The organism is Proteus sp. G2618 (assembly GCF_009915995.1).
GTDB lineage: Bacteria > Pseudomonadota > Gammaproteobacteria > Enterobacterales > Enterobacteriaceae > Proteus > Proteus terrae.
Genome location: NZ_JAABNI010000023.1, coordinates 148,717 through 165,891 on the forward strand (window position 1 = coordinate 148,717; position 17,175 = coordinate 165,891).

Sequence of the window (17,175 nt, forward strand, 5' to 3'; positions counted from 1 at the left end):
TATCATTCCATAGATTCAATATATTGGAGTTTTCAATGAAATTGCTCAAAGGGCTTGCCCAATACTACGTTGACTTAATGATGAGGCTGGGGCTAATTCGCTTCTCATTATTGTTGGCTTCTGCATTAGTTGTTTTAGCGATGGTTGTTCAAATGGCGGTGACATTCTTGCTTGCAGGTGATGTTACCAGTATTGACCTTGTTCGCTCTATTTTCTTTGGGCTGATTATTACGCCTTGGGCTGTCTATTTTCTCTCTGTTGTGGTTGAACAACTTGAAGAGTCACGACGCCGTTTATCTCGTATGGTGGATAAACTTGGGGTAATGCGTCAGCGCGACTTAGAGCTTAACTCTCAATTAAAAGAGAATATTGAGCAATTAAACTTGGAAATTCAAGAGCGTGAAAAAGTTGAAAAAGCACACCTTGAACTACTCGAAAAACTAAAAAGCGAAATGAAGCGTCGTGAATTGACGCAAATCGAGCTTGAACAGCAATCCTCACTTTTACGCTCATTCCTTGATGCCTCTCCTGACTTAGTTTATTACCGCAATGAAGACAATGAATTTTCAGGATGTAACCGCGCGACGGAATTACTGACAGGCAAAAGCGAGAAGCAGCTTATCGGTTTAACACCACTTGATGTTTATGACGAAGATATTGCAATAAAAGTGATGGAAACAGATGAGAAAGTCTTCCGTCATAATGTGTCACTCACTTATGAGCAATGGTTAGTTTATCCAGATGGACGCAAGGCTTGTTTTGAGCTGCGTAAAGTGCCGTTTTATGATCGTATTGGTAAACGTCATGGCTTAATGGGCTTTGGACGTGACATTACAGAGCGTAAGCGCTATCAAGACGCGTTAGAGAACGCGAGCCGTGATAAAACCACCTTTATCTCAACAATCAGCCACGAATTGCGTACACCGCTAAATGGTATTGTTGGGTTAAGCCGTATCTTATTGGATACCGAGCTTTCGCCAGAACAACTCAATTACTTAAAAACCATACATGTGAGTGCGATTACGTTAGGAAATATTTTTAATGACGTGATTGAAATGGACAAAATTGAGCGTAGAAAAATTCAATTAGATAACCAGCCAATTGACTTTACTGAATTTATTTCTGATTTAGAAAATCTGTCTGGACTGTTAGTACAGCCAAAAGGATTGAAATTCACACTGGAAGCAGAAGAAACACTACCACATAAAATAACCTCTGATGGAACTCGATTACGCCAGATCTTATGGAACCTCATCGGTAATGCCGTGAAGTTTACCCAAGAAGGCGAAATCAAAGTGCGTATTTGGCAAGAAGCGCCAGATAAGTTGTTCTTTGAAGTGAAAGATAGCGGAATTGGTATTCCAAAAAGTGAGCTGGAGAAGATCTTTGCCATGTACTATCAAGTTAATGATAGTCAAGGTGGTCGTTCTGCAACGGGAACGGGTATCGGACTTGCCGTCTCAAAACGCCTAGCACAGCATATGGGCGGTGATATCCGTGTTGAGAGTGAGTTAGGTAAGGGGTCTACTTTTACTCTCTCTATCGTCGCTCCTGCGATTGAAGAGCAGCACAATATCGAAAGTGATGATGAGCTCTTATTACCGGCTTTAAATATTCTTCTTGTGGAAGATATTGAACTCAATGTAATTGTCGCCTGCTCTGTTTTAGAAAAATTGGGTAATACTGTTGATGTAGCAATGACAGGGCAAGAAGCATTATCGATGTTTAAGCCTGATGAATATGACTTAGTGCTATTAGACATTCAATTACCAGATATGACAGGGTTCGATATTTCAAGAAAATTACGTCAAGAATTCGACAGTAATGAACTTCCTCCTCTTATTGCTTTAACAGCAAATGTTTTGAAAGATAAAAAAGAGTATTTGGATGCAGGAATGAATGATGTGCTAAGTAAACCACTTTCTGTGGATGCGCTTACCGCGATTATCAATAAATTCTGGGGGGATGGTGCGGTTTCTGTGCCATGTAATGAGTCATCGGAATTGTTGAATAAAAATGAAGAATTATTAGATATAGACATGCTGAATCAATACATCGAACTTGTCGGACCTCAATTAATCACTGATGGTCTAGATGTTTTTGAGAAGATGATGCCAAGTTATATGTCTGTCCTTGAATCTAACATGACTGCACGTGATCAGAAGGGCATCACTGAGGAAGGACATAAAATTAAAGGAGCAGCGGGTTCTATAGGTTTAAAACATTTACAGCAACTCGCTAAACAGATCCAATCATCGGAATTACCTGCTTGGTGGGACAATGTACAAGAGTGGGTAGATGAGCTAGAAAGAGATTGGAGAAAGGATGTGGAAAGTTTAAGAAACTGGTTATCAGACACTAGAAAAAAATAACCCCAACCGAAGGTTGGGGTGCGCGAATACTGCGCCAACACCAGGGAAACTTTTCTATCCGCTTTTTTTGATTCTCATTACATAGGCGAATAGGATGAAACTATTCCATACATCATACAAGCAACAAAATAGCAAAGATAAGTTTTTTTGTTACAAGAAACATTTAAATATGTGATGCCGATTGGTGTTTACACCTATAAATGGGTAACTAGTAATCTACTACAAACGGAGAAAGATATGAAATCAATTGCGGTAATTTTAAGTGGCTGTGGTGTATTCGATGGGAGTGAAATCCATGAATCAGTGCTCACAATGCTTGCTTTAAGCCAAAATAATGCTGAAGTTCATTATTTTTCACCTAATGATTTACAACCAACTGTAATTAATCATATTACAGGTGAAGAAAAATCAGAAAAAAGGAATATGATGGAAGAATCTTCTCGTATTTCTCGTGGGAAAATATCCCCTTTATCAGAGGCAAAGGCTGAAAACTTTGATGCTGTCATTATTCCTGGTGGTTTTGGTGCAGCGAAGAATTTGTGCAATTTCGCAACAAAAGGGAGTAACTGTGAAATTAACAAAGATCTCTTAAGGTTTGTACAAGCGATGCATCAGCAAAATAAACCATTAGGGCTAATGTGTATTGCACCTGTAATGTTACCAAAAATGTTAAATTCTCCAGTAAAATTAACAATTGGAAATGACACAGAAACAGCACATGCAATCGAAAAAATGGGTGGCGTCCATATAGATTGCCCTGTTGATGATATTGTTGTTGATGAAAAATATCGTGTTGTCACAACTCCTGCGTATATGCTTGCACAATCTATTGCACAAGCACAGGTAGGTATTGAGAAACTGGTTAAGAAAGTCCTTGAAATGGCATAAAGAGTAGGTAAAAACAGCAGATGGTACTGGTGAGAAAGTTAAAGAAAGTATTAATTATTTTAATTGCTTTATGGCTGTTAACAGTTGTGCTGTTTTCTTTTTTACCTGTGCCTTTTTCTGCTGTTATGGTTCAAAGACAAATTTCTGCTTGGAGTGAGTTTGATTTCTCTTATGTATCACATTCCACTTGGGTGGGTGAAAAAGAGATAGCATCAGTGATGTATTTAGCCGTGATTGCTTCTGAAGATCAAAATTTTCCCAAACATTGGGGCTTTGATTTTGATGCTATTGAGAAAGTTTTCAAAAAAAATCATAACAACGGGAAAACATTACGTGGTGCATCGACTATTTCTCAGCAAACTGTCAAAAATCTTTTTTTATGGGATGGTCGTAGTTGGATAAGAAAAGGGCTTGAGGCGGGAATGACGCCCGTTGTCGAGCTTATTTGGTCAAAAAAACGTATTTTAACCGTATACCTGAATATTGTTGAGTTTGGTGATGGGATCTTCGGTGTAGAGCAGGCTTCCCAACACTATTTTAGAAAGCCAGCAAAACAACTCACAAGTCATGAGGCCGCATTACTAGCCGCAGTATTACCTAATCCGCATATTTACCATGTAAATAAACCTTCTGCTTATACTCTAAAGCGGCAACAGTGGATCTTAAATCAGATGCGACTAATGGGGGGAATTAGCTTCTTAAAGAAAAATAATTTGTCATAACTCTATAAGGTTTGAAATATCTTTCTATTAGGCTCAGCAATCTTCTCTGATAGCTTTGTTATCGCTGAGGGATCGTTAGATTGGCGAGACTGAATACGAAATTGTGAAGGCGTCATGCCGTATTTACGTTTAAAAGCATCGCAAAAATAGGCATTACTGCCAAAACCACAGCGATGACTTATTTGAAAAACAGAGTAATTAGAAAATGTCAGGTAATTTAAAGCAATCCCCATTCTGACATCCAGTAATAGCTGACAGAACGAGACACCTTCTTTACTTAAATGCCGACGTAACGTTGATGGTGTTGTAAAAAGTGTTTTAGCCACATCTTCTAAATGCCATTTTTTTTGCGGATCTTGTGTAATTAAATGCGTAATTGCCTGATTTTTGGGCTCATCATAGTTAAATCGGAAGATATTTAAAATATCGATACCTTCTTGATACACCGCCATCAAAATAAAAAACAAACATTGCTGCATAAACATGGTTTCTTGAGATGGAGAGCCATGTGGAAGTGGTAAGCACTGTTTTAAAATTCCAAAATTACTTTTTATCACTTCAGGCGTTGATAAATGGTAAGCAGGTAGGTGGCTTGTTAGTGGTGAACTAGATTTAATTAAAGGCTTTAGTAAAGAGAAAACAGATTGAAGCTCTGTTTCACATAACACAAGCGTGTGTAGTTCAATCGATTTATGCGTAAATTGGCTGACTATATCGCAAGAGACTTGACTGTATTTCGGAATAATAAGCGTTAAATGGCTGGATACATCAATAGTTTGTCCATTGATGCAAATCGTACCTTTTGCGCCACTAACCATCGCTATCATCGGGTTTTCGATGTAAAACGTTTTTAAAGACATTTGGTTAGAGGACAGGATGTGTTTGTATTCCATGATCTCCGATATACCGTAGGCAAGTTAAGCATTAATCTTGCTTAAATGAACAATACTCAAAATTAGCTCATTGGTTGTATAAACTGATAAGCCACGTCTAGAATAATAAATAGAGAGATTATTCTAATTTAAATTAGTGTTGTCATGCAAAGCAGAATGAGAGTGAAGCAGAATATAATCTTGTTGATAAAACATGACTATATAGATATCTGCTCATTTTTTACATTTATTTTAAACAGTGTCATTTTTTCTAAATAAATTGCTATTTATTCAAAACGCATTTTTCGTAATAAGGTGTAGAATCGCGCGTCACAGACGAAGGAGATTATCCTGTTCTTAGGATATCACTGTTTGTCTTTTATCCACACCCTATCCAACATTCATTAGCTTATTTTCTATTTGATTTTGAATGACTCAATCTTATGGATAGCGCTGTATGTATTCACGTATTTTCCTGATTTATTGATAATTTTGCCGAGTTGGCAGGAGTGAGTATGTCTGACTTTTCAGGGAAGGGTTGGCTTGCTGAAATCGTTTTACGTTATGAAGTAAAACGCGAAATAACACGTCTTACAGAAAAGCGTCATATCGGCCCATTAATGGTTCAGCGTCCTTTTTATCCTGAGCAAGGTATTGCACACACTTATTTGCTTCATCCCCCAGGTGGTGTGGTCGGTGGCGATAAACTATTGATTAATATTGATGTGCAACCCCAAGCACATGCATTGCTCACAACACCCGGAGCCACTAAGTTTTACCGTAGTGCTGGCGGTGTTGCTCGGCAAGTTCAAACCTTAAAAGTGGCAGCTAATGGTTTTTTAGAGTGGTTACCTCAAGAAAATATCTTTTTTCCTGAAGCCCAAGTTCGCCTAGAAACACATATTCATATTGCATCTACTGCCAGATTTATTGGCTGGGAAATTCAATGTTTTGGTCGTCCCGTTTTAAATGAATGGTTTGAAGATGGCAATGTAAAAGGGCGTTTAAATATCTATATCGATGAAAAACTGACATTAACTGAGTCACTTTTTGTCGATGGTTTACAAAAAAGATCGGCTGCCATGCGTGAGTTTCCGATGTTGGGATCACTTTATATCTATCCCGCAGCTGACGAATTAAAAAGCCTTATTCAACAAAGTATCGAGGCTTTCTCCGCTTCTTATGATCATGTTATCGAATATGGTTTAACGGATGTAGACGGTATTTTAGTTTTACGGTTATTAGGCTCGCAAACAGAGCCGATGATGGCGTGTTTTGCTCAAGTTTGGCAAGCCGTCAGACAACACTGGTTAGGGTATTGCCCTGAGCCGCCTCGTATATGGGCGACATAATCGTTAATTTTAGGAGCAGAAATGGAATTAACACCAAGAGAAAAAGATAAATTACTGCTTTTTACAGCGGGTCTTGTTGCTGAAAGACGTTTAGCGAAAGGGCTCAAGCTTAATTATCCTGAAGCGGTTGCACTTATCAGTTGCGCCATTATGGAAGGGGCAAGAGAGGGTAAAACCGTTGCCCAATTGATGAGTGAAGGGCGTACTGTTTTGACGGCGGAACAAGTCATGGAAGGCGTGCCAGAAATGATCAAAGACATCCAAGTGGAATGTACATTCCCTGATGGTACAAAACTTGTTTCTATTCATGATCCTATTGTGTAGGTAATAACATGATACCCGGTGAAATTAGAGTTAACCAAGCATTAGGCGACATCGAACTTAATGCTGGTCGAGAAACAAAAACAATACAGGTTGCAAATCATGGTGATAGACCCGTGCAAGTCGGCTCTCATTATCATTTTTATGAAGTGAATGAGGCGCTGAAATTTGAACGAGAAGGCACATTAGGTTTTCGTTTAAATATTCCAGCGGGCATGGCGGTTCGTTTTGAACCAGGGCAAAGCCGTACTGTTGAATTAGTGGTTTTTGCTGGAAAGCGTGAAATTTATGGCTTTCATGGCAAGGTGATGGGTAAATTGGAGAGTGAGAAAAAATGAAAACTATCTCACGTCAAGCTTATGCAGATATGTTTGGTCCAACAACTGGCGACCGTCTGCGATTAGCTGATACTGAGCTTTTTCTCGAAATTGAAAAAGACTTCACCACTTATGGCGAAGAGGTCAAATTTGGTGGTGGTAAAGTTATTCGCGATGGCATGGGGCAAAGCCAAGTTGTCAATGCTGAATGTGTCGATGTGCTTATTACAAACGCAATTATTTTAGATCATTGGGGTATTGTAAAAGCGGATATCGGTATTAAAGATGGCCGCATTGTAGGTATCGGTAAAGCGGGTAATCCTGATGTTCAACCTAATGTAGATATTGTTGTAGGGCCTGCCACAGAAGTGGTTGCAGGTGAAGGCAAAATTGTTACCGCTGGTGGCGTTGATACGCATATTCACTTTATCTGCCCTCAACAAGCACAAGAAGGTTTAGTGTCTGGTGTCACCACGTTTATTGGTGGTGGTACAGGGCCTGTTGCTGGAACAAATGCAACCACAGTAACGCCAGGTATTTGGAATATGCACCGCATGTTAGAAGCCGTTGATGAATTGCCTATTAATGTGGGTTTATTCGGTAAAGGCTGTGTGAGTCAACCAGAAGCCGTTCGCGAGCAAATTGAAGCCGGTGCTATTGGTTTAAAAATCCATGAAGACTGGGGTGCAACACCGATGGCAATTCATAACTGCCTTAATGTTGCCGATGAAATGGATGTGCAAGTCGCTATTCACTCTGACACTTTAAATGAAGGCGGTTTCTACGAGGAAACTGTGAAAGCGATAGCTGGTCGTGTGATCCACGTTTTCCACACAGAAGGCGCAGGTGGTGGGCATGCACCTGATGTAATTAAATCAGTTGGTGAGCCGAATATTTTGCCTGCTTCTACTAACCCAACAATGCCTTATACCATTAACACTGTAGATGAGCATCTCGATATGTTGATGGTTTGCCATCATCTTGATCCGTCTATTCCTGAAGATGTGGCTTTTGCTGAATCTCGTATTCGCCGTGAAACCATCGCAGCAGAAGATATCTTACACGATATGGGTGCTATTTCTGTTATGTCGTCAGACTCACAGGCAATGGGACGTGTAGGTGAAGTTATTCTTCGTACTTGGCAATGTGCGCATAAAATGAAATTACAGCGCGGCACATTAGACGGTGATACCGCTGAAAGTGATAACCATCGTATTAAACGTTATGTGGCGAAATACACGATCAATCCTGCTTTAGCACATGGTATTGCACACGAAGTCGGCTCTATTGAGAAAGGTAAATTAGCGGATCTGGTTTTGTGGGATCCGGCTTTCTTTGGAGTGAAACCTGCGTTGATCATGAAAGGTGGCATGATAGCTTATGCGCCAATGGGTGATATTAATGCGGCTATTCCAACACCTCAGCCTGTACATTATCGCCCAATGTATGCTTGCTTAGGTAAAGCGAAATATCAGACGTCGATGATCTTTATGTCAAAAGCGGGCATTGAAGCTGGAGTGCCTGAAAAGCTGGGCTTAAAGAGCTTAATTGGTCGTGTTAAAGGCTGTCGTAACATCACTAAAGCTTCGATGATCCACAATAGTTATGTGCCTCATATCGAGCTTGATCCTCAAACCTATATTGTGAAAGCTGATGGTGTGCCATTAGTGTGTGAACCTGCAACGCAATTACCAATGGCACAACGCTATTTCCTCTTTTGATTAGCGTTTACCGAGAATGTAGAGAATGAAAAGATTTACTCAACTTATTGATAAACAAAAAGCACTTGAATTAGTAACGCCAGAAACAAAAGCTCTTACTTTATGCTTAACGATGGATGAAAGAACCAAAAGTCGTTTAAAAGTGACGTTAAGCGATGGGCAAGAAGCTGGGCTATTTTTGCCTCGCGGTACGGTGCTAAAAGAGGGTGATATCTTACTGTCAGAAGATAATACGCTAGTCACAATTGAAGCGGCAAAAGAGCAAGTTTCAACGGTATATAGTGACGATCCTCTGTTATTGGCTCGTGTTTGTTACCACTTAGGTAATCGCCATGTTCCATTACAAATCGAGGCGGGTTGGTGTCGTTATTTTCACGATCATGTTTTAGATGATATGGCGAGAGGTTTAGGTGCCAATGTGGTTGTGGAGTTAGAGAAATACCAACCTGAGCCGGGCGCTTATGGTGGATCGTCAGGTGGTCATCATCATCATTCTCATGGCGACCATCACCATCACCACTAATTATTTGAATAGGGGAGCTTATTGATGCTTGCAGATCTGCGCTTATATCAATTAGTCAGTCCTTCTTTACCTGTAGGATCGTTTACTTATTCTCAAGGGTTAGAGTGGGCGATTGAAAAGGGTTGGGTTTGTTGTCCTCAAACATTAGCGGACTGGCTAAGTACCCAAATAACCGGCACTTTAGCAACGTTAGAGCTTCCTATCTTACGGCGATTACAAGAAAATCTAGCTCAAGCCAAAATGAGTGAAGTGAAGTATTGGTGTGATTTTATTGTCGCAAGTCGTGAAACTAAAGAGTTGCGACAAGAAGAGCGCCAACGAGGCATCGCTTTTGCTCGATTACTTCCTCAATTAGATATTGAGCTAGATGAAACCTTACAGGCTTGTGTAAAACAGACACAACTCATGGCATTTGCGTTAGCTGCTGTGAAATGGAATATTTCTGCTGAAAAGTTATGTTGTGCTTACGCTTGGGGTTGGCTTGAAAATACGGTGATGTCAGGAGTGAAACTGATCCCTTTAGGGCAAAGTGCAGGACAGAAAATATTGTTTACATTAGCAGAGCAGATCCCCGCGATTGTTGAACAATCTACACATTGGCCCACTGAAGATATTGGAAGTTTTACACCTGCGCAAATTATTGCCAGTAGTCGCCATGAAACACAATACACTCGACTTTTTCGTTCATGAGAAATCTATATGCAAGAATATAATCAACCACTCCGTATTGGTGTTGGTGGCCCTGTTGGATCAGGAAAAACGGCACTGTTAGAAGTTCTTTGTAAAGCAATGCGCGACACTTATGAAATCGCAGTTGTCACTAACGATATTTATACTCAAGAAGATGCCAAGATCTTAACGAGAGCTGAAGCATTAGATGCGGATCGTATTATTGGTGTCGAAACGGGGGGTTGTCCTCATACTGCTATTCGTGAGGATGCATCAATGAACCTTGCGGCGGTTGAAGAATTAGCAATGCGCCACAAAAATCTTGATATCGTTTTTGTGGAAAGTGGTGGTGATAACTTAAGTGCGACATTTAGCCCAGAGCTTGCTGATTTAACTATTTATGTGATTGATGTGGCTGAAGGGGAAAAAATTCCACGTAAAGGTGGCCCCGGAATTACACATTCAGACCTATTAGTTATTAATAAAATCGATCTGGCACCTTATGTTGGCGCATCATTAGAAGTGATGGAAGCAGACACAGCAAGAATGCGTCCTGTGAAGCCTTATGTTTTCACAAATCTAAAAGAAAAAGTTGGCTTGGAAACTATTATCGATTTTATCATTGATAAAGGCATGCTAAGACGCTAACAGTTTGTTGAGAAAAGGCGAGTTTTAGTCGAGAAAGAAACTGTCAGTATCGGTTATTTATTATAAATACCGATACTGACAGGATAATACAAAAACGATGTTAGTAATGGGATCAGTTAAGGTAAGTAAATGCCGTGGTTACTTTTACTACGCCTTTGGTTTCACTGGCAATTTTTGCAACCGCAGCCCCTTCTTGGCGAGTCAAAATACCAAATAAGAACACTTCACCATTTTCAGTGATCACTTTTACAGAAGAAGATTTGACTGAATCACTGCCTAAAATTTGAGAGCGAACTTTGGTTGTTAACCATGTATCTGAAGACGCTGTGCCTAATGTCACAGGTTCGCCTTGGCGGACTTCGTTATAGACGTTATTCACGCCTTCAACCTTACTCGCAACTTGTTTTGCTGTATTCGCAACAGACATATCAGGGCTTTGGCCTGTTAACAGAATATTGCCTTGATAAGCCGTAGCTACGATACGTGAATTGCTTTTCTTGATCTGTTCGTTTTTGTTTAGAGCACCAGAAACTCGTGCTTCCAATGTACCATCGTCAACTTGTTGCCCTAATGAGCGAGGATCGGTTGCAGTCTTACCCGCAACTGCGGCAGTGCCGACAACCGCTGCGCCGATACAACCTTGCAGTAAAAGTGCAGAACATAGCACTGCAGTGATAGGAAGCAATTTCATAGTAACTCCTTAGTCATCCTGATGTGGGAATAATGTATTATCAATTAAATCACAGAGACAATTGACTGTTAGCATCTGAACTTCCTGTATTCTGACGGTGCGTTGAGATGGAATACGAATTTCAACGTCTTGAGGGCCTAATAATCCGGCAAGCTCTCCGCCATCATAACCTGTTAATGCAACAATGGTCATATCTCGTGTAACAGCGGCTTCAACGGCTTTAATAATACTTCTGCTGTTACCGTGAGTTGAGATAGCAAGTAGCACATCTCCAGCTTGTCCTAATGCACGCACTTGTTTTGCATAGATTTCATCGTGTTGCTGATTCCCCATAATTGCAGTCATCACAACGCTATCTGTGTTTAACGATAATGCAGGCAAGCTTGGGCGCTCTGTTTCAAAACGATGGATCATGCTGGCGGCAAATCGCTGTGCTGTTGCTGCTGAGCTACCGTTTCCACAGCTTAATATTTTATGGCCGTTTAACAAAGATTGAACCATCATCATGGCGGCTCTGGAAATGGCATCTGGTAATGCTTCTGCTGCTGCAATTTGAGTTTGAATACTCTCTGTAAAGCAGACTTTGATTCTATCAAGCACGTTAAGACCTATATAATCTAATTTAACGAATAAATTCCGTATAATCGAGAATGTTTTTTAGCCATATTAGCTGGCGTTGATTAAATGCACAAATATCAAAACGACAGTCTGAAGTCTCAATACTTTCTTGGCGTTGTGCTAGCCAACATTTTGCTGTATGCCATAAGCGACGCCGTTTTGAGGTAGTAATAGAGTTTATAGCATCACCAAATAAGATGTTACGTCTAAAACGAACCTCAACAAATACCCATGTCCTCTTTTCCTGCATAATAAGATCAATTTCTCCACAGGGATATCGGACATTACGCTCAATCAATATTAATCCTTGTTGGCGTAAATATTTTAGCGCTTTCTGTTCATAGTATAGCCCTAAAAAATAAGGGCTTTTAGAAAAAATCATCCATGATTTCCTTCTTTATATCACTCATAAAATAAACCGCCATTATGGCGGTTTATTTTAATGATAATTAACTGCGTGCATTATTGTGCAACAGGTTCAATCTTACCTTGTTTAAATTGCATCCAAGGAAGTTGTCTATAAACAGTACAGTTGTCTTCAACACGTAATGAGCCTGAAATACCATTAAAACGCAATGTGCCTTTTGTCAGATCATTGTAATTGTTTGCTAATGACCATGCATCAATTCCCATGGCATAAAGACGCATTAATGAGTAATCGTTCGCAAATTTGCTTGATGCTTTTTGCATTAACGGCAAATTAGCACCAGTCATCAATGGAATATCACTAAATTGAATACCATCCATCTCCATACGGAAATCAGGGCCTGTTCCACCTTGGTTACTACGCGAACTAACATAAATTGGTGGACGCTTTTTGGTACTGATCGCCATATCAATCATTGGTTTAATTAAGGTTAATTCATCGCTAGTCGCAATGATATAAACAGAATCAATGGCACCACCTGCTGATGGAATGGATTGAGTCTCTAATGGTAAAGGTGCATTAGCCGTTGGTAGAACAGGCGTACCCGTCATGCGAATACCCACACCACGGTTGATAGAGGCTTTTAAGCTTTCAACAGAGCTAAAAGTTTGTTGTAAAACGGTACCGCCGCCGGTGCGTTGCCATTCATCAGCAAATGTTTGTGCCATTCTTTGGCCAAATTTATTATCAGGAACAATAATTAATGGGGTTGATTTTTGCTGCTGACGTAAATGTTGTGCCGCATTACGGGTTTCATCTTCTGGTGAAAGAGAGAAGAAACAAACGGTTGTTGCTGAAGGAACACTGTCTAATTCATTTAATGCCAATACAGGTAAGCCACTTTGAAGCTCAATAGTCTTCATGACTTCAGGTTTTAGCAGAGGGCCGACAATTAAGTTAGCACCGTCTTGCTGTACTTTTTTCAGTAAAACATCGATAGATTGACTATTGGTATCATAAACAATCACTTGGCGAGAGTTTTGTGCAACAGGATCTAAGCGTAATGTTGTATCACCAGAAAATGTCGAGCTCTCTTTTTCTTGATCTTGAGTCGCTTGCGTATTTTCAGTTGTTTCTTTGGCGGTATCTGTTGTTGGTGTTTCAGTATTTTTGATACCTAATTCTTCTAAAATTGAATTAAGGCTATCGTCATTTTTAGGTGCTTGTGGCTCTGGCATTGCTTGAGGTTGTGGTAAACCACTTTGCGCATCAAGGAAGCCTTGACGAATAGCTTCACCAAAAACTTTCGCTTGCCCTGTTAAAGGTAACAATAATGCGATTTGGCTACTTGCACTCACTGAAGGTTGTGAAAGACGCAATAATGATGCTGGAAGTGTTAATGCGGCTGGGTTGCGAGGATAACGAGTCTGCCACTCTCTGACCGCTATTGATAACTTATCAGCATCATCTTTGTTGTATTCATAGGTATTCAGTAAGTCTAACCAACCTTGCAGTGTATTTTCATCTGCTTTGATAACAACACTACGGCGTTGCTCTGGTGTGAGTTTGGTTAGCGTGAGCCATGTATCATCAATATTTTTCTGATGCAGTTGAGGATCAGTAATTAATGTTTCTAACCCAATATAGGCCCTAATAACATCTAAAGATGCCAGCCCTTGAGCGTCATCAATCACTTTTTGAAATTGTTTCATCTCCATTTCTGCTTTTGCAGCGGGAGTGAGAGGTTGTTCTTGTTGCCCCGTCAGGGTACAACCTGACATAATCAGCGCAGAAAGTATCGCAGTATAGGATAAACCTGTTTTAAAACGCACAAAAATTGAGGAAAGCATACTGTACCCAGTGATGTTTTATAATTATGCTCAATTTTAAATCGGTCATTCGGAATAAACAATGAATCAACCTAATCGAGCAGCGGTAACGACATCCACACTGTACATAGTACCCACACCTATTGGTAATCTGGGCGATATCACCCAGCGGGCACTTGATGTGCTGTCTCATGTCGATTTAATTGCTGCAGAAGATACCCGTCATACAGGGCTTCTATTACAGCACTTTGCCATTAACGCACGTTTGTATGCGTTACATGATCATAATGAACAGCAAAAAGCAGATCAATTAATTAGCAAATTACAGCAGGGGCTAAGTATCGCATTAGTCTCTGATGCAGGTACACCATTAATTAACGATCCTGGCTATCATTTAGTCAATCAATGTCGTAAGAATGGCATAAATGTCGTGCCATTACCCGGCGCTTGTGCTGCTATTACGGCACTGTCTGCGGCAGGGCTACCTTCAGATCGTTTCTGTTATGAAGGCTTTTTGCCTGCAAAAACAAAAAGTCGTCAAGACTGTTTACGGTCATTATCAGAAGAGCCTCGTACATTGATTTTTTATGAATCAACACATCGGCTGTTAGATAGTTTAGCTGATATGGTGACAGTTTGGGGTGAAGATCGCTACGTAGTATTAGCGAGAGAGCTCACAAAAACGTGGGAAACTATTCAAGGCATGCCTGTTGGCGAATTACTTAAATGGGTTCTTGAAGACGAAAACCGCCGTAAAGGTGAAATGGTATTAATTGTTGAGGGTTATGAAAAACCCGTTGATGACGATTTTTCTCCTGAAGTATTACGGACATTGGCGATTTTACAAAAAGAGTTACCACTGAAAAAAGCAGCCGCAGTCACTGCAGAAATTTATGGCGTGAAGAAAAATGCACTCTATAAGCATGTCATTGAGCAAAATGGTGAAGCTCAAGACGAGTAAAGTGATTTTTTAGCTTCTTTTGCTATACATTTTCTACCAAAATCCCTATAATCCGCACCCTGAGTTGACTAGACAACCGCTGCTTTATCGTTGTCCCTTCGGGGGAGGCGGATAGAGGGGAGGAAAGTCCGGGCTCCACAGGGCAGGGTGCCAGATAACGTCTGGGAGGCGCGAGCCTACGACAAGTGCAGCAGAGAGTAAACCGCCGATGGCCTGTTTACAGGATCAGGTAAGGGTGAAAGGGTGCGGTAAGAGCGCACCGCGCAACTGGTAACAGTTTGTGGCATGGTAAACTCCACCCGGAGCAAGACCAAATAGGGGTTCTTATGGTGCGGCCCGCATTGAACCCGGGTAGGTTGCTGGAGCCAGCGCGCAAGTTCTGGCCTAGATGAATGGTTGTCCACGACAGAACCCGGCTTAACGGTCAACTCACCTCATAAAAAACCCTCGATTCACATTGTGTTTCGAGGGTTTTCTGTTTTTAAGCTCATCGAGATTGATTATCACGAGATAATATCAATAAATAAACCACGAAACTCAGCCGAGCTTTTCAATGTAATACTATGGCTATCTTGAATAAAAGCCCCATCACCACACTGGATTTGCCCATTTTCTTGTGTTGATGTTTGCAAATAGGTGCCGCCTTTTATGGATTGCAAAAAGCCTTTCTGTCCTTTTATTGGCAGTGTAATTTCATCGCCTGCTTGCAAATGAATATGATAAAGCCAGATAGTTTGCCTTAACATTAACGAGCCATCATCACCGGTAGGTGAGGCTAATAATTGATATTTTAAATTTTCATCTAATACCAATTTTTGTGAAGCTACACTTTCTTGTTGTGGACACGCATTTAACCACAATTGAATGCGAGTTAATGGCGTATCAGGACTACTGTTTTTCTCTATATACGTATCAGTATTATGCGGTGAAATAAGTAAGCACTCATTTTCTTTTGCCGTCAATGTACGCCCCATATTATCAAGGTATGTTGCTTCCCCTTGAAGAATAAGATTAACCACGTCCACATGAGGATAGGTCTTTGCTTTAAATTCAGAATTTGGAGCGAGCACTTCTTGGTTGAGTACTCTTAGCGTGCCATAGTCTAAAAAATGAGGGTCAAAGTAGTGGCCAAAGGAAAATGTGTAGCGAGCTTGTAGCCAACCATAATCCGCTTTACCACACTGTTGTGCTGTTCTGTATTTTATCATAGCGGTATTTTTCGAGTAGATTATCAATATATTTATCATAGAGGTATGGACTGTCTATTGTTAGCAAGTTAATCTGGTGCCTATAATCAAATTATTTGATAGAGATAAGTATAATGAGTAAAGACAAAGCAATTACGTTGGAATCTTTACGAGTCATGGATGCCATTGATCGTAGAGGGAGTTTTGCAGCTGCGGCTGATGAACTAAATCGAGTCCCATCGGCACTCAGTTATACCATGCAAAAATTAGAAGAAGATTTAGATGTTGTCCTTTTTGACCGTTCTGGCCATAGAACTAAATTTACCAATGTTGGCCGAATGCTACTTGATAGAGGACGCATATTACTTGAGGCGGCTGATAAATTAACGTCAGATGCAGAAGCCTTAGCAAGAGGTTGGGAGCCACATATCACTATTGTTTGTGAAGCGCTTACACCAGCTTCTCGACTCTTTCCTTTAGTTGATAAATTAGCAGAAAAATCCAATACGCAACTTTCGTTAGTAACAGAAGTATTAGCGGGTGCATGGGAAAGCTTAGAAAGCGGTAAATGTGACATTGTGATTTCACCCGATATGCATTTTCGTACTTCATCTGAAATCAACTTTCGCCCTTTATACAATACCACTAGCGTTTATGTTGCCAGCCCAGATCACCCAATTCATAACGAGCCTGAGCCATTAGCAGAAGAAACTCGCTTAAAATATCGGGGTATTGCGATTGCAGATACCGCAAGGGAACGCCCTGTATTGACAGTATTGTTGTTAGATAAACAGCGCCGTTTAACGGTCAGCTCTATTGAAGATAAACGCCGAGCGTTAATTGCAGGTTTAGGTGTGGCGACAATGCCGATTGATTTAATTGAAGATGATATTAAAGAAGGGCGTTTACGTGTTGTTGGCCCTGAATATCACCATGAAAATAATATTATTATGGCATGGCGCAGAGATAGCATGGGCGAAGCTAAATCGTGGTGTTTACGTGAAATACCTAAACTCTTTGCGAGCGATAAAAAATAAGTAAAACAAATATAAATAATGAGTAAGTTTTATTTTAAGCAAACAAAAAAGATCCCCTAGAGGATCTTTTTTGTTTCTAA

The 17,175-nt window shown here is 40.4% G+C and carries 18 protein-coding genes and 1 other RNA gene; 13 read left to right on the top strand and 6 right to left on the bottom strand.

Annotated features, from left to right (window positions below; translation table 11 throughout):
- The first annotated feature begins 35 nt into the window (after nt 1–35).
- From arcB to mtgA, 3 genes are all read left to right on the top strand, one after another.
- On the top strand, nt 36–2,372 hold the full coding sequence (arcB, locus tag GWJ01_RS12845) for an aerobic respiration two-component sensor histidine kinase ArcB (RefSeq protein WP_109393155.1): 2,337 nt from the start codon (nt 36–38) through the stop codon (nt 2,370–2,372).
- Between the two features lie 237 nt (nt 2,373–2,609).
- Complete coding sequence (gene elbB, locus GWJ01_RS12850; RefSeq protein WP_109393381.1) at nt 2,610–3,260, top strand: isoprenoid biosynthesis glyoxalase ElbB; 651 nt, start codon at nt 2,610–2,612, stop codon at nt 3,258–3,260.
- 20 nt (nt 3,261–3,280) lie between these two features.
- The gene (mtgA, locus tag GWJ01_RS12855) at nt 3,281–3,982 is read left to right on the top strand and encodes a monofunctional biosynthetic peptidoglycan transglycosylase (protein ID WP_109393156.1); all 702 of its coding nucleotides are present in this window, start codon (nt 3,281–3,283) and stop codon (nt 3,980–3,982) included.
- A gap of 2 nt (nt 3,983–3,984) precedes the next feature.
- On the opposite strand, the gene GWJ01_RS12860 is transcribed toward mtgA, so the two are convergent.
- Complete coding sequence (locus GWJ01_RS12860; protein WP_109393157.1) at nt 3,985–4,875, bottom strand: AraC family transcriptional regulator; 891 nt, start codon at nt 4,873–4,875, stop codon at nt 3,985–3,987.
- A gap of 494 nt (nt 4,876–5,369) precedes the next feature.
- Between GWJ01_RS12860 and GWJ01_RS12865 the strand changes: the two genes are divergently transcribed.
- The 7 genes from GWJ01_RS12865 to ureG are packed head-to-tail and all read left to right on the top strand — an operon-like array spanning nt 5,370 to nt 10,405.
- Nucleotides 5,370–6,206, top strand: coding sequence for an urease accessory protein UreD (locus tag GWJ01_RS12865; protein ID WP_109401351.1), 837 nt, complete (start codon nt 5,370–5,372; stop codon nt 6,204–6,206).
- Nucleotides 6,207–6,227: 21 nt separating this feature from the next.
- Complete coding sequence (locus tag GWJ01_RS12870) at nt 6,228–6,530, top strand: urease subunit gamma (protein WP_023582851.1); 303 nt, start codon at nt 6,228–6,230, stop codon at nt 6,528–6,530.
- Between the two features lie 8 nt (nt 6,531–6,538).
- The gene (locus tag GWJ01_RS12875) at nt 6,539–6,865 is read left to right on the top strand and encodes an urease subunit beta (RefSeq protein WP_109393159.1); all 327 of its coding nucleotides are present in this window, start codon (nt 6,539–6,541) and stop codon (nt 6,863–6,865) included.
- A complete protein-coding gene (ureC, locus tag GWJ01_RS12880; protein ID WP_161711172.1) occupies nt 6,862–8,565 on the top strand; it encodes an urease subunit alpha in 1,704 nt (567 codons plus the stop codon). The genes GWJ01_RS12875 and ureC overlap by 4 nt, the downstream gene beginning before the upstream one ends.
- Before the next feature lie 25 nt (nt 8,566–8,590).
- A complete protein-coding gene (gene ureE, locus GWJ01_RS12885; RefSeq protein ID WP_109393160.1) occupies nt 8,591–9,088 on the top strand; it encodes an urease accessory protein UreE in 498 nt (165 codons plus the stop codon).
- 24 nt (nt 9,089–9,112) lie between these two features.
- Entirely contained in the window at nt 9,113–9,778 is a 666-nt protein-coding gene (locus tag GWJ01_RS12890; RefSeq protein WP_161711173.1) for an urease accessory protein UreF, read from the top strand.
- 9 nt (nt 9,779–9,787) lie between these two features.
- Nucleotides 9,788–10,405 (top strand): urease accessory protein UreG, encoded by a 618-nt coding sequence (gene ureG / locus GWJ01_RS12895; protein ID WP_006535303.1) that lies wholly within the window; start codon nt 9,788–9,790, stop codon nt 10,403–10,405.
- Nucleotides 10,406–10,517: 112 nt separating this feature from the next.
- Here the strand turns inward: ureG and dolP are convergent, their stop codons facing one another.
- The 4 genes from dolP to GWJ01_RS12915 form a co-directional block, all read right to left on the bottom strand.
- On the bottom strand, nt 10,518–11,096 hold the full coding sequence (gene dolP, locus GWJ01_RS12900; protein WP_036933029.1) for a division/outer membrane stress-associated lipid-binding lipoprotein: 579 nt from the start codon (nt 11,094–11,096) through the stop codon (nt 10,518–10,520).
- 9 nt (nt 11,097–11,105) lie between these two features.
- A complete protein-coding gene (diaA, locus tag GWJ01_RS12905; RefSeq protein ID WP_004245257.1) occupies nt 11,106–11,696 on the bottom strand; it encodes a DnaA initiator-associating protein DiaA in 591 nt (196 codons plus the stop codon).
- 22 nt (nt 11,697–11,718) lie between these two features.
- Nucleotides 11,719–12,096 (bottom strand): YraN family protein, encoded by a 378-nt coding sequence (locus GWJ01_RS12910; protein ID WP_161711174.1) that lies wholly within the window; start codon nt 12,094–12,096, stop codon nt 11,719–11,721.
- A gap of 80 nt (nt 12,097–12,176) precedes the next feature.
- Entirely contained in the window at nt 12,177–13,931 is a 1,755-nt protein-coding gene (locus tag GWJ01_RS12915; protein ID WP_109393165.1) for a penicillin-binding protein activator, read from the bottom strand.
- A gap of 61 nt (nt 13,932–13,992) precedes the next feature.
- Here GWJ01_RS12915 and rsmI point away from each other — a divergent pair, with 61 nt between their 5' ends.
- Complete coding sequence (gene rsmI, locus GWJ01_RS12920; protein ID WP_075671389.1) at nt 13,993–14,871, top strand: 16S rRNA (cytidine(1402)-2'-O)-methyltransferase; 879 nt, start codon at nt 13,993–13,995, stop codon at nt 14,869–14,871.
- A gap of 60 nt (nt 14,872–14,931) precedes the next feature.
- Nucleotides 14,932–15,307, top strand: an RNA gene (gene rnpB / locus GWJ01_RS12925) — RNase P RNA component class A.
- A 67-nt stretch (nt 15,308–15,374) separates the two neighbouring features.
- On the opposite strand, the gene GWJ01_RS12930 is transcribed toward rnpB, so the two are convergent.
- Nucleotides 15,375–16,079 carry a pirin family protein gene (locus GWJ01_RS12930; protein WP_109393166.1) on the bottom strand — a complete coding sequence of 235 codons (705 nt, stop codon included), beginning with the start codon at nt 16,077–16,079 and terminating at the stop codon, nt 15,375–15,377.
- Nucleotides 16,080–16,192: 113 nt separating this feature from the next.
- On the opposite strand from GWJ01_RS12930, the gene GWJ01_RS12935 reads away from it, so the two are divergent.
- Nucleotides 16,193–17,095, top strand: coding sequence for a LysR family transcriptional regulator (locus GWJ01_RS12935; protein ID WP_036933024.1), 903 nt, complete (start codon nt 16,193–16,195; stop codon nt 17,093–17,095).
- Nucleotides 17,096–17,175: the final 80 nt, after the last annotated feature.

Coding starts and splice junctions, on each gene's coding strand:
- ureE (WP_109393160.1), top strand. CDS start 8,591: ATGAAAAGATTTACTCAACTTATTGATAAACAAAAAGCACTTGAATTA.
- mtgA (WP_109393156.1), top strand. CDS start 3,281: ATGGTACTGGTGAGAAAGTTAAAGAAAGTATTAATTATTTTAATTGCT.
- GWJ01_RS12875 (WP_109393159.1), top strand. CDS start 6,539: ATGATACCCGGTGAAATTAGAGTTAACCAAGCATTAGGCGACATCGAA.
- GWJ01_RS12870 (WP_023582851.1), top strand. CDS start 6,228: ATGGAATTAACACCAAGAGAAAAAGATAAATTACTGCTTTTTACAGCG.
- arcB (WP_109393155.1), top strand. CDS start 36: ATGAAATTGCTCAAAGGGCTTGCCCAATACTACGTTGACTTAATGATG.
- ureG (WP_006535303.1), top strand. CDS start 9,788: ATGCAAGAATATAATCAACCACTCCGTATTGGTGTTGGTGGCCCTGTT.
- rsmI (WP_075671389.1), top strand. CDS start 13,993: ATGAATCAACCTAATCGAGCAGCGGTAACGACATCCACACTGTACATA.
- GWJ01_RS12910 (WP_161711174.1), bottom strand. CDS start 12,096: ATGATTTTTTCTAAAAGCCCTTATTTTTTAGGGCTATACTATGAACAG.
- ureC (WP_161711172.1), top strand. CDS start 6,862: ATGAAAACTATCTCACGTCAAGCTTATGCAGATATGTTTGGTCCAACA.
- GWJ01_RS12860 (WP_109393157.1), bottom strand. CDS start 4,875: ATGGAATACAAACACATCCTGTCCTCTAACCAAATGTCTTTAAAAACG.
- elbB (WP_109393381.1), top strand. CDS start 2,610: ATGAAATCAATTGCGGTAATTTTAAGTGGCTGTGGTGTATTCGATGGG.
- GWJ01_RS12935 (WP_036933024.1), top strand. CDS start 16,193: ATGAGTAAAGACAAAGCAATTACGTTGGAATCTTTACGAGTCATGGAT.
- GWJ01_RS12915 (WP_109393165.1), bottom strand. CDS start 13,931: ATGCTTTCCTCAATTTTTGTGCGTTTTAAAACAGGTTTATCCTATACT.
- dolP (WP_036933029.1), bottom strand. CDS start 11,096: ATGAAATTGCTTCCTATCACTGCAGTGCTATGTTCTGCACTTTTACTG.
- GWJ01_RS12890 (WP_161711173.1), top strand. CDS start 9,113: ATGCTTGCAGATCTGCGCTTATATCAATTAGTCAGTCCTTCTTTACCT.
- GWJ01_RS12865 (WP_109401351.1), top strand. CDS start 5,370: ATGTCTGACTTTTCAGGGAAGGGTTGGCTTGCTGAAATCGTTTTACGT.
- GWJ01_RS12930 (WP_109393166.1), bottom strand. CDS start 16,079: ATGATAAAATACAGAACAGCACAACAGTGTGGTAAAGCGGATTATGGT.